The 11,352-nt window shown below is 66.3% G+C and carries 9 protein-coding genes and 1 pseudogene; 5 read left to right on the top strand and 5 right to left on the bottom strand.

Annotation, left to right across the window (positions count from 1 at the left end; all coding sequences use genetic code 11):
* Positions 1-11: 11 nt before the first annotated feature.
* Positions 12-2,585, bottom strand: a complete 2,574-nt coding sequence (locus P8H27_RS08235) for a TRAP transporter permease (RefSeq protein ID WP_289636662.1) — start codon at positions 2,583-2,585, stop codon at positions 12-14.
* Between the two features lie 117 nt (positions 2,586-2,702).
* Positions 2,703-3,674, bottom strand: a complete 972-nt coding sequence (locus tag P8H27_RS08240; protein WP_289636664.1) for a TAXI family TRAP transporter solute-binding subunit — start codon at positions 3,672-3,674, stop codon at positions 2,703-2,705.
* A gap of 204 nt (positions 3,675-3,878) precedes the next feature.
* Here P8H27_RS08240 and P8H27_RS08245 point away from each other — a divergent pair, with 204 nt between their 5' ends.
* The 4 genes and pseudogenes from P8H27_RS08245 (at position 3,879) to P8H27_RS08255 (ending at position 7,098) form a co-directional block, all read left to right on the top strand.
* Entirely contained in the window at positions 3,879-4,313 is a 435-nt protein-coding gene (locus P8H27_RS08245; RefSeq protein ID WP_289636665.1) for a hypothetical protein, read from the top strand.
* 26 nt (positions 4,314-4,339) lie between these two features.
* A pseudogene (locus tag P8H27_RS20630) lies at positions 4,340-4,669 on the top strand (PAS domain-containing protein); the annotation flags it as partial.
* Between the two features lie 144 nt (positions 4,670-4,813).
* Positions 4,814-5,929 carry a methyl-accepting chemotaxis protein gene (locus P8H27_RS08250; protein ID WP_374761340.1) on the top strand — a complete coding sequence of 372 codons (1,116 nt, stop codon included), beginning with the start codon at positions 4,814-4,816 and terminating at the stop codon, positions 5,927-5,929.
* 68 nt (positions 5,930-5,997) lie between these two features.
* Entirely contained in the window at positions 5,998-7,098 is a 1,101-nt protein-coding gene (locus tag P8H27_RS08255; RefSeq protein WP_289636669.1) for a DUF5924 family protein, read from the top strand.
* Here P8H27_RS08255 and P8H27_RS08260 read toward each other — a convergent pair.
* From P8H27_RS08260 to P8H27_RS08270, 3 genes are all read right to left on the bottom strand, one after another.
* Positions 7,080-8,309, bottom strand: coding sequence for a nucleoside recognition domain-containing protein (locus tag P8H27_RS08260; protein ID WP_289636825.1), 1,230 nt, complete (start codon positions 8,307-8,309; stop codon positions 7,080-7,082). The two genes, P8H27_RS08255 and P8H27_RS08260, sit on opposite strands and share 19 nt — an antisense overlap.
* 118 nt (positions 8,310-8,427) lie before the next feature.
* Entirely contained in the window at positions 8,428-9,204 is a 777-nt protein-coding gene (locus P8H27_RS08265) for an N-acetylmuramoyl-L-alanine amidase (RefSeq protein ID WP_289636671.1), read from the bottom strand.
* Positions 9,201-9,794 carry a MarC family protein gene (locus P8H27_RS08270; protein WP_289636673.1) on the bottom strand — a complete coding sequence of 198 codons (594 nt, stop codon included), beginning with the start codon at positions 9,792-9,794 and terminating at the stop codon, positions 9,201-9,203. The genes P8H27_RS08265 and P8H27_RS08270 overlap by 4 nt, the downstream gene beginning before the upstream one ends.
* Positions 9,795-9,929: 135 nt before the next feature.
* On the opposite strand from P8H27_RS08270, the gene P8H27_RS08275 reads away from it, so the two are divergent.
* Entirely contained in the window at positions 9,930-11,348 is a 1,419-nt protein-coding gene (locus P8H27_RS08275) for a DASH family cryptochrome (RefSeq protein ID WP_289636675.1), read from the top strand.
* Positions 11,349-11,352: the final 4 nt, after the last annotated feature.

Here is an 11,352-nt window from a genome sequence, read left to right on the forward strand (position 1 = left end):
CGCTGCGCCAATCAGCCGCTTACGGCAACGGCCTCAGGCTCGCGTCGGCGCCGCTGCAGCCAGACCACCAGGGCGAACAGCAGGAAGCCCGGCAGCCACATCAGCTCCTTGAGCCAGCGTTCGGTCGGGGCACGCACGACGAGGATCTGCTGGTCGAACTCCAGGCCGGCTTCGGCCGCCGGGCTGCCGAAGGTGACGCTGTCGACCAGCAGCTTGCCGTCTTCCTCGTAGGTCAGCAGGCCCAGTGTTTCCATGCGCTGCTCGCCTGTGGCGCCCTTCGGCACCGGTAGCAGCAGGACGAACTCGCGCGCATCGCCCACCGCGTCCTCGCCCCTGATGCGCAGACGCAACTGGCTGCCTGGCTCGACTTCGCCCAGCGCCTGCACCAGCTGCGCCGGGGCGATGTCGCGGTAAGGATCGTGCAGGATGTCCATCCAGAAGCCCGGGCGGAACAGGGTGAAGGCGACCAGCAGCAACAGCAGACTCTCATGCCAGCGGCTCCTGACCAGGAAATAACCCTGGGTGCCGGCGGCGAAGATCAGCATGGCGACGCTGGCGACGATAAAGATCAGCACGCCGTGCCAGAAATCCACGTCGATCAGCAGCAGGTCGGTGTTGAAGATAAACAGGAACGGCAGCGCGGCGGTGCGCAGGCTGTAGTAGAAGGCCATCACCCCGGTCTTGATCGGGTCGCCCTTGGACACCGCCGCCGCGGCGAACGAGGCCAGGCCCACCGGCGGGGTGACGTCGGCCATGATGCCGAAGTAGAAGACGAACAGGTGCACCGCGATCAGCGGCACGATCAGGCCGTTCTGCTGGCCGAGGGCAACCACCACCGGGGCCAGCAGGCTGGACACCACGATGTAGTTGGCGGTGGTCGGCAAGCCCATGCCGAGGATCAGGCTGAGCAGCGCGGTGAGCAGCAGCATCAGCAGCAGGTTGCCCATCGACAGCAGCTCGACCACGTCGGCCAGCACCAGGCCGACCCCGGTCTGCGACACCGCACCGACGATGACGCCGGCGGCCGCGGTGGCGATGCCGATGCCGATCATGTTGCGCGCCCCGGCGGTCATGCCCTCGCGCAGGTCGACCAGGCCATCGATGAAGTTACCGTGCGCATGGCTGCCGTCGGTGCGCAGCCAGCTCAGCAGCGGGCGCTGGGTGAGCAGGATAAACACCAGCATCACGCTGCCCCAGAAGGCCGACAGGCCGGGGGACAGGCGCTCGACCATCAGGCACCAGACCAGCACCACCACCGGCAGCAGAAAGTGCAGGCCGCTGAGCAGCACCGCACGAGTCTCGGGCAGCTTGTCCAGCGGCGCATCGGGGTCTTCCGCCGGCAGCGGCGGCACACTGGCGGCGATCTTCAACAGGCCGAGATAGAGCGCGCCGAGCAGCACGCCGAGCACCCAGCCGAAGCCCTCGCCGAGGGCCGGCTTGAGCCAACCGAGGCCGTAGTAGACGCCCAGGGAAGTCCCGCTGATCAGCGCCGCGCCGAAGGCCAGGCCGGTCAGCCGGCGCAGCCAGGGCTGCGCCGGGCGGTTGCGCGGCAGGGCGGTGAGGCCGAGCTTGAGCGCTTCCAGGTGGACGATGTAGACCAGTGCGATATAGGAGATCAGCGCCGGTAAAAAGGCGTGCTTGACCACGTCGACATAGGGGATGCCGACGTATTCGACCATCAGGAAGGCCGCGGCGCCCATCACCGGCGGCATGATCTGGCCATTGACCGAGGACGCCACTTCCACCGCCCCGGCCTTCTCCGCGGAGAAGCCGGTGCGCTTCATCATCGGGATGGTGAAGGTGCCGGTGGTCACCACGTTGGCGATCGAGGAGCCGGAAATCAGCCCGGTCATGCCCGAGGCGACTACCGCCGCCTTGGCCGGGCCGCCGCGATAATGCCCGAGCAGGCTGAAGGCCAACTGGATGAAGTAGTGGCCGGCGCCAGCGCGTTCGAGCAGGGCGCCGAACAGCACGAAGAGAAACACGAAACTGGTGGACACGCCGAGGGCGATGCCGAACACCCCCTCGGTGGTGATCCACTGGTGATTGGCCAGGGCGCTGAAACTCACCCCGCGGTGCGACAACAGGCCCGGCATATAGGGCCCGGCCAGGCTGTAGACGAGGAAGATCAGGGCGATGATCGCCAACGGCGGGCCGAGCGCTCGCCGCGTCGCCTCGAGCAGCAGCGGAATGCCGATGCAGGCGGTGACCAGGTCGGCCGTGGTCAGGCTGCCGGGGCGCTGCGCCAGATCCTGGTAGAAGATGAACAGATAAGCGGCACTGGCCGCCGCCACCAGACCGAGGGCGACATCCAGCAGCGGCACCCGCTCGCGCGGCGAACGCTTGAACGCCGGGAAGGCGAGAAAGGCCAGGAGCAGGGCGAAGGCCAGATGGATGGCGCGGGTCTCGGTGTCGTTGAACACGCCGACGCCGAAGACGAACGGCAGCGGCGAGGCGATCCACAGCTGGAACAGCGACCAGAGCAGCGCCAGGCCGGCGATCACCTGGGCCATGGCGCCCGCCGGGGTACGTGCGCCGACGTCCTGGGCGATCAGTTCTTCGGTGGACAGTTGCTTGTCATGCATGGGGTCGAACCTGCATTCGGGAATACGGAAAACGGCAAAGCCCGCAGCCTTGCGGCACGCGGGCTTGTTTCAGCGCAGTGCGAGTAGCCCGGATAAGCCCGGGCGAGGAATGGGGGCTTACATCCAGCCGCGTTCCTTGTAATAACGCACCGCGCCGTCATGCAGCGGCGCGGTCAGGCCGGCCTTGATCATGTCGGCTTCCTTGAGATCGGCGAACGCCGGGTGCAGACGCTTGAAGCGCTCGAGGTTGTCGAACACCGACTTGACCAGCTGATAGACCACTTCCGGGTCGGCATTGCTGGTCGTGGAGAGTACGGCCTTGCCGCCAATCGACGGGGTAGGCGCATCGTTGCCCTTGTACACGCCACCCGGGATTTCGGCCTTGGTGTAGTAGCTCTTCTCGGCCAGCAGCTTGTCGATCTCCGCGCCGGTTACCGGCACCAGCAGCGCATCGACGGTGGTGGTGGCTTCCTGGATCGCGCCATTGGGGTGGCCGACGAAGTAGGTCATGGCGTCGATGTTGTTGTCGCCGAGGGCGCTGGCCTGCTCGGCCGGCTTGAGCTCGGCGGACAGGGCGAACAGCGATTTGTCCCAGCCCTTGACCCGCATGATTTCATCGAGGGTGTCGCGCTGCCCGGAGCCCGGGTTGCCGACGTTGACGCGCTTACCCTTGAGGTCGTCGAAGCTGGCGATATTGGCGTCGCGGCGGGCAAGAATGGTGAAGACTTCGCTCTGCAAGGAGAACAGTGCACGGATATCGCCCATCGCGCCTTCCGCCTCGAACGGCGCCAGGCCCTTGAGCGCCTTGAACTGGTGATCCGACTGCATGATGCCGATGTTGAACTCGCCGCTGCGCAGGCCATTGACGTTGGCCACGCCGCCGCCACTGGCCGGGGCGTTACACTTGATGCCGTGCGCGCTGGCACCCCGGTTGACGAAGCGGCAGATCGACTGCCCCGCCACGTAGTAAACCCCGGTCTGACCACCGGTACCGATGGTGACGAATTGTTCTTCGGCCTGTACCGCGCCACTCAGGGTGATACCCGCGAGTGCCGCCGACAGAGCCCATGCCAAGGATTTGCCTTTCATGGGAGTGCTCCATTTCTGCTTGTGGTTAAGCCGCGCTAACCTTGTGGGTTGCGGCCGAAAGCCGGAAAGTCTAACCGATCGGACAACATTTGCACGCGCAATGCGCGGTTTTCGGGTAACCGAACGTGCGACCTAGTGCCACGCAACAGGCGGCAGGCGCCCAGCGCAAGTGTCAGCCGCAACCGCTGTGCTCGGGGCGTGACCGTGCGCAAGCCTCGCCTGCGCCTCCTGCTCCCGTTTTGCCTGGTTCTCAACCTGCTGCCGAACGGCGGCGTCCAGGCCGAAGACCGCCTCCAGGTTGAGGGCGATGCGCTGGAGAACGGCCTGCAACTGCATCAGACCTGCCTGCCGGAGGGCTTGTCGGATAATTCCGAATCGGGTAAACCCTACGCAAGCAGTGGTTTGCCGGACAGGGCGTATGGGTCGGTAAGACAGAGCGCCATGGATAGCGAACACCAATTACCGCAGGATCTGCTCCAGGATGCCGGCCTCGACCACGAGGAAATCAGCCAGCGCCTGCGCTTTCTCGACTGGAGCACCGCCGATGTCGAACAGCTCAATCGGCACAGCGCAGGCATGCCCCCGCTCCACGCCAGCTTCCGCGACCAACGCTACCGACGCCGCGGCGAATGCCCTTAACAACTACGCGAGAGAGAACCGCCCCCATGAAGCTCAACTTGCCCGTCAGCGGCCGCGCCATCGCGGTCGACGCCCAGGCCAATATCCTCTCCACCACCGACCTCAAGGGCGCGCTGACCTACGTCAATCCGGACTTCATCGCCATCAGCGGCTTCACTGAAGCCGAACTGCTCGGCCACAACCACAACATCGTGCGCCATCCGGACATGCCACCGGCCGCCTTCGCCGAGCTCTGGGCCACGCTCAAGGCCGGCCGCTCATGGATGGGCCTGGTGAAGAATCGCTGCAAGAACGGCGACCACTACTGGGTCAGTGCCTATGTCACCCCGGTGCTGCGCAATGGCCAGGTGGTGGAATACCAATCGGTGCGTACCCAGCCGGCTAACCAAGAGGTCACGCGCGCCGAGCGGCTCTACGGCGAACTGCGTGCCGGACACCGCCCGCGGTCGCTACGGCCGCCGCGGCTGAGCCTGGCGCAACGCCTCAGCCTGCTGTGTGCCGTGCCCGGCCTGGGTGTCGCGACGTTGCTCGGGGCCAGCGGTGCGCTGCCGCTGCTGCCCGCCCTTGGCGGCGCCCTATTGCTCGCCGCGCTGCTGGCCAGCGTGTTGCACCTTGGTCTGCGCCCGCTGACGGCACTCACCCGGCAGGCCCAGACGATTGCCGACAACCCGCTGAGCCAGCTGGTGTATAGCGGCCGCAACGACTGTTTCGGCCAAATTGCCTTCGCCCTGCACAGCCTGCAAGCCGAGGCGGGGGCCGTCGTCGGGCGGATTGCCGACTCGGCCCGACAGCTGAGTGTCGAAGCCGGACAGTTGGTTGCCGCCGTCGACAGCAGCAGTCAGGCCACCCTGCAACAACAGGGCGAAACCGATCAGGTCGCCAGCGCCATCAGCCAGATGGCCAGCAGCGTGCAGGAGGTGGCGCGGCATGCCCAGCTCAGCGCCAGCGCTGCCAGCGCCGCCGATATGGAAACCGGCAGCGGGCTGCAGCTGGTCGAACAGACCCGCCAGTCGATTGCCGATCTGGCCAGCGAAGTGCAGCAGAGCGGCCAGGTGATCCGCCAGCTGGAGCTGCACAGCCAGCAGATCAACCGCGCCCTGGAGGTCATCCAGAGCATTGCCGAACAGACCAACCTGCTCGCCCTCAACGCCGCGATCGAAGCCGCGCGCGCTGGCGAGGCCGGGCGCGGCTTCGCCGTGGTCGCCGACGAAGTGCGCGGCCTGGCCTCGCGCACACAACAGTCCACGGCGGAAATCCACAGCATCATCAATAACCTGCAGCACGGCACCGGCAACGCCGTGACGGCCATGAGCCGCAGTCAGCAGCAGGCCGAAGCCAGCGTTGCCCAGGCGCTGCAAGCCGCCCATGCGCTCGAGGGGATCAACCAGCGGGTCAGCCAGATCAGCGACATGAACCTGCAAATCGCTGCCGCCGTGGAGCAGCAGAGCGCGGTCGGCGACGACATCCAGCGCAACCTCAGCGGCATCCGCCAGGCCAGCGAGAGCAATGTCGTGGCCGGCAGCCAGAGCCGCAGCAGCGCCAGTCAGGTCGCCGCCCTGGCCGAACGCTTGCAGTCGCTGGTCGAGCATTTCTGGGGGCAGAAGCGTAAGCACTGAAGAGCCGCGGGCGGCTCTGGATACGGGCCGCGGGCACAAGGCGTATTCTCGACCATTCGGCCACTGCCATGAGCCTGCCCTTGACCCTATTCGCGCGTGGAAAAATCCAGCTGCTCCGTCTATTCGCCTTGATCCAGCGCAATCCGGGGCTGGTGGCGATTTTCGGTTTTGCCTCGGGGCTGGCGAGCTTCCTGCTGGTCGAGCGCCAGGCCGAACTGGCCCAGGGGCTGGCCACGCTGATGCTGATCAGCTGGCTGTGGCTGACTCTGGAAAATACCCTGCGCGCGCACATCGCCCGCTGGTTCGGCTTCGAGTTGCCACCGCCGCTGCTGCGCTACGCGACCCAGCTGATCCACCAGGAAAGCCTGTTTTTCGTCTTGCCGTTCTTCTTCATCACCACCACCTGGAACAGCGGCCAGGCGCTGTTCAGCGGCGTGTTGGCGCTGGCGGCGCTGGTCTCGATCATCGACCCGCTGTACTACAAGTGGCTGGCGCCGCGGCGCTGGCTGTTCCTCGCCTATCACTCCCTGGCGCTGTTCGCGGTCATGCTCACCGCCTTGCCGATCATCTTCAAGCTGACCACCCCGCAGAGCTATCAGTTGGCCCTGGCCACCGCGGTGATCCTGTCGGTTCCCAGCCTGATCGGGGTCATCACCGTGCAGCGCTGGTGGCGCGGCGTGCTGCTGGTCGGCTTGACCCTGGCGCTGGGTGCGACCGGCTGGCTGGCCCGGGCCTGGGTGCCACCAGCCACCCTGTGGCTGACCGAGGTGGCGGTGAGCCAGGAATTCAACGACCGCAACCGCTCGCCAGGCGCTGGACTCAAGCAGCTCGGCATCGCCGAATTGCGTGCCCAGGGGCTGTTCGCCTACACCGCGATCAATGCGCCACAGGGTTTGAACGAGCGCATCCAGCATGTCTGGCGGCACAACGGCGAGGAAGTCGAGCGCATCGCCCTGGACATTTCCGGTGGGCGCAAGGAAGGCTACCGCGCCTGGACCCATAAGCAGAACTTCCCGAACGACGCGCTGGGTAGCTGGCAGATCCAGGTGCTCACCGAGGCCGGGCAGATGATTGGCGTGTTGCGCTTCCAGGTGCTGGAGTCAGCGGGCGCCCCGGCTCCCGAGCCGAACGGCGCAGGCGAAACACCGCCTCAGCCGAAGAACCAGTAGCACACGCCGATGGCGGCAAGGATCCCGGCCAGGTCGGCGAACAGCGCGCAGGCCACGGCATGCCGGGCGCGCTGGATGCCGACCGCGCCGAAGTACACCGCCAGCACGTAGAAGGTGGTCTCGGTACTGCCCTGCACCGTGGCCGCCAGCAGGGCCGGAAAACTGTCCACGCCGAAGTTCTGCATGGTCTCGATCAGCATGGCCCGCGCCGCGCTGCCGGAGAACGGCTTCATCAGCGCGGTGGGCAGGGCGTCGATGAAACGGGTGTCCCAACCCAGCCATTGCACCAGCGCGCGCACGCCATCCAGGCCGAAGTCCAGGGCGCCGGAGGCGCGCAGCACGCCAATCGCGCAGAGCATGGCGACCAGGTAGGGCAGCAGGCTCTTGGCCACGTCGAAGCCTTCCCTGGCGCCTTCGATGAAGCTCTCGTAGACCGGCACCCGGCGTAGCGCGCCGACCAGCAGGAACAACAGGATCAGGCCGAACAGGGTGAGGTTGCCGAGCAGCGAGGACAGCGCCGCCAGCGCCGTGGCCGAGAGCCCGGCGAGCAGCGCCATGAAGCCGCCGAGCAGCAGCGCTCCGGGAATCAGGTAGGCCAGTACCAGCGGATCCCACAGGCGCAGGCGCTGCACCAGGGCCACCGCCAGCAGGCCGGCCAGGGTCGAGGCGCTGGTGGCCAGGAGGATCGGTAGAAACACCAGGGTCGGGTCGTCGGCGCCCTGCTGCACCCGGTACATGAAGATCGACACCGGCAGCAGGGTCAGGGAGGAGGTGTTGAGCACCAGGAAGAGGATCTGCGCGTTGCTCGCCACCAGCTGGCTCGGGTTCAGCTCCTGCAGCGCCTTCATGGCTTTCAGGCCGATCGGGGTGGCGGCGTTGTCCAGACCCAGGCCGTTGGCGGCGAAGTTGAGGGTGATGAAGCCCAGCGCCGGATGGCCGCGCGGCACCTCGGGCATCAGCCGCACAAACAACGGCCCCAGGGCGCGGCCCAGGAGGTCGACCAGGCCGGCCTTCTCGGCGATGCGCAGAAAGCCCAGCCACAGGGTCAGGGTGCCGAACAGCACCACCATCACCTCGACCGCCAGTTTGGCCATGGCGAACAGGCTCTCGACCATGGCGGCGAATACCGCCGGATCGTCGCCCAACAACCAGCGCGACAACCCCGCCACTGCCGCCACCACGAAAAACCCCAGCCACAAGCCGTTCAGCATCATCCACCCCCGATCGATGCGCGGATGATAACGCGGCTCGAGTCCAGGTTGTTGGCCGGGGCGCCGTCGCGAAGTGCTTGCAGACGGCCGCCGCCGCCGAGCCTTTGTTCAGCGCCGCTTAGGGCTGGCCGTTGAGCACCAGCAACAGCGCCGCCGTCTCGGCATCCGGTTCGCCGTCGTAGCGCGCCTGGCGGTATTTCATCTGGAAGGCGGCCAGCACATTGCGTGTGGCCTGATCCAGCTCGCCATGCGCGGGCACTAGATAGCCCTGGCGCTGCAGCTGCTGCTGAAACCAGGCCACCGTAGGCAGGCTCTGGCTGAACAAGGCCTGCTGCTGCGCCACCGCTTGGGCATCCGGCCAGGGCAGCAGGCCGGCATCGGCCAGGCGCTTCCAGGGGAACAGCGGCCCCGGATCGACTTTGCGCTGCGGCGCCACGTCGCTGTGAGCGAGGATGCTGCCCGGCGCCAACTGGTGGCGTTGCACGATGTCCTTGAGCAGTTCGACCAGCGCCTCGATCTGCGCCGGGGCATAGGGTTGCCAGTGACGCCCGTCGGGCCCGTCGGAATAACCACGGTTAACCAGCTCGATGCCGATCGAAGTGCCATTGAGCCAGGTGCGCCCCTGCCACTGGCTATCGCCGGCGTGCCAGGCACGGCGGTTCTCATCGACCAGACGGAAGATGGTCGCCGGGGCATCGCCGATCAGGTAATGGCTGCTGACGTCTTCCTCGGTGAGCAGGCGTAAGGAGCGCGGCAGATCGGTCGAGGTGTAGTGCAGGACGATGTACTGCACCCGACTGTTCTGGCCGTTCGCCGCGTAACGGCTGTCAATCCGCGGGCCGCTGGCGCAACCGGCGAGCAGGGCAATCGACAGCGCAAGGCCGAGGATTCTCATGGACGGATATGCAACACGCTTTGCAGGTTATCCAGCAGCATGTCGACGCTGAGCATGATCAACAGCATACCCATCAGTCGCTCCACTGCGGTCAGCCCGCGAGGGCCGAGGAAACGCTGCAGGAACGAGGCCTGCAACAGGATAAAGGCGGTCGCCGCCCAGGCCAGCATAACCGCCAGGTAAAGTTCCCAGAGCGGCCCTTCATGGGTATTGCGCAAAGTCATCAACACCGCCAGGGCCGAGGGCCCGGCCACCGCCGGGGTAGCCAGCGGCACCAGCATCGGCTCGCCATCCGGCACATCGCCGAGCACACCTTGCGGGCCGGGGAAGATCAGACGCATGGCAATCACGAACAGAATAATACCGCCGGCAATCGCGGTTGCCTCGCGCGACAGGCCGAGGGCACTGAGCACTTTGTCGCCAAAGGTAAGAAACAGCAGGAGAAAGGCCAGCGCACAGAGCAACTCGCGCCCCGCCACCCACAGCCGGCGCTTGGGCGCGACGTTCTTCAACGCGGCGATAAAGATGGCGATATTGCCGAACGGGTCGGTAACCAAGAAGATCAACACCGCAATCCCGAAAATATCCATGTAGCACTCCTCGACAGATCGCGACAGTCTAATGTTGTAGGAGGCGTGCGTCTGTCGGCAAAACGCCTTCGAAAGGCGAATCGGCGGCAAGCGCATTTTTCCGGCGTGGCCAGACCGACGCTTGAGGATTGCCCCATGCGCGCACTGCTGTGGCTCAAACAGGATCTACGCCTCGACGACCACCCGGCCTTACAGGCCGGACTGAGTGCCGAGCGCCTGCTGCCGGTATTCGTCTTCGACCCGGCGCAGTTGCAGACCGGAGCGTTCGGCACCCGCCCGCTCGGCGTGCACCGCGCGCGCTTTCTCCTGGAGAGCCTGATGGCGCTGGATGGCGCCTTGCGCCAACGCGGTTCGCACCTGCTGGTGCTGCCCGGTGCGCCAGAGCAGGTAATCCCCCGGCTGGTCGTTCAACTCGGCCTGCAGCAGGTGCTGACCCTGGAAGAAATCGCCCCGGACGAACGCGCACAACTCGTCCGCGTGCAAGACCAGCTTGCCGGCGTCGCGCTGCAGCAAGTGCCCGGCAACGACCTGTTGCATGCCGAGGAACTGCCCTGTCCACTCGAACAGCTGCCGCAGGTGTTCAGCCAGTTCAAGAACCTGGTCGAGCAACGCCTGCACGTGTTCCAGCCACGCCCCGCGCCACAGCGGCTGCCGCCCTTGCCGGACGGCGCGCAGGCATTGCTGCAAGCGCTGCCAAGCCTGTCGCGGCTGGGCCTCGGCGAGCCGCTCAGCGTGCCGGCCAGTGCCTTCCCGTTCTCCGGCGGCGAACCCGCGGCGCAGGCCCGCCTGCGCGATTACCTGTGGAACAGCCAGAGCGTGCGCCACTACCAAGACACCCGCAACGGCATGCTCGGCAGCGAGTACTCGTCGAAATTCTCACCCTGGCTGGCCAACGGCAGCCTCTCGGCGCGGCGAGTGGTGGCCGAGTTGCGCCGCCATGAGGCGCAATACGGACGCAACGACTCGACCTATTGCTTGTGGCTGGCGCTGCTCTGGCGCGACTTCTTCCGCGGGATCCTGCGCCGTCACGCCGGCGCACTGTTCCAGGCCGGCGCGTTGAAAGCCACGGAGCACGCCCCGCAACGCCTCGATCAAGACTTCGAGCGCTGGTGTCAGGGCCGTACCGGCATGCCACTGGTGGACGCCAACATGCGTGAACTGGCCGATACCGGCTTTATCTCCAACCGTGGCCGTCAGGTCGTCGCCAGTTACCTGATCAACGACTTGCAACAGGCTTGGCGATACGGCGCAGCCTGGTTCGAGGAACACCTGATCGACTACGATCCGGCGAGCAACTGGGGCAACTGGGCCTACCTGGCCGGCGTCGGCCGCGACCCGCGGTACCAGCGGACATTCAACGTCCTGCGCCAGGCCCGCGAATACGATCCAGACGCCCGCTACGTCAGCCTCTGGCTGCCGGAACTGCGCCATGTGCCGCCGCATTTGCGCCACACCCCGTTCCTGCTCTCGTCGTTGCAACTGGAAACCCTCGACTACCCCCGCCTGGAACGGATTCCCGCGACCTGGTGGCCCTATCTGCCGAGGGCGGCCTGAGGCC

The organism is Pseudomonas sp. sp1636 (assembly GCF_030376615.1).
In the GTDB taxonomy this organism is placed as follows: domain Bacteria; phylum Pseudomonadota; class Gammaproteobacteria; order Pseudomonadales; family Pseudomonadaceae; genus Aquipseudomonas.

Bases quoted from the DNA above. Each gene is read 5' to 3' on its own strand.
- P8H27_RS08255 (WP_289636669.1), top strand. From the start codon at position 5,998: ATGAGCCTGCCCTTGACCCTATTCGCGCGTGGAAAAATCCAGCTGCTC.
- P8H27_RS08265 (WP_289636671.1), bottom strand. From the start codon at position 9,204: ATGAGAATCCTCGGCCTTGCGCTGTCGATTGCCCTGCTCGCCGGTTGC.
- P8H27_RS08270 (WP_289636673.1), bottom strand. From the start codon at position 9,794: ATGGATATTTTCGGGATTGCGGTGTTGATCTTCTTGGTTACCGACCCG.
- P8H27_RS08240 (WP_289636664.1), bottom strand. From the start codon at position 3,674: ATGAAAGGCAAATCCTTGGCATGGGCTCTGTCGGCGGCACTCGCGGGT.
- P8H27_RS08235 (WP_289636662.1), bottom strand. From the start codon at position 2,585: ATGCATGACAAGCAACTGTCCACCGAAGAACTGATCGCCCAGGACGTC.
- P8H27_RS08275 (WP_289636675.1), top strand. From the start codon at position 9,930: ATGCGCGCACTGCTGTGGCTCAAACAGGATCTACGCCTCGACGACCAC.
- P8H27_RS08260 (WP_289636825.1), bottom strand. From the start codon at position 8,309: ATGCTGAACGGCTTGTGGCTGGGGTTTTTCGTGGTGGCGGCAGTGGCG.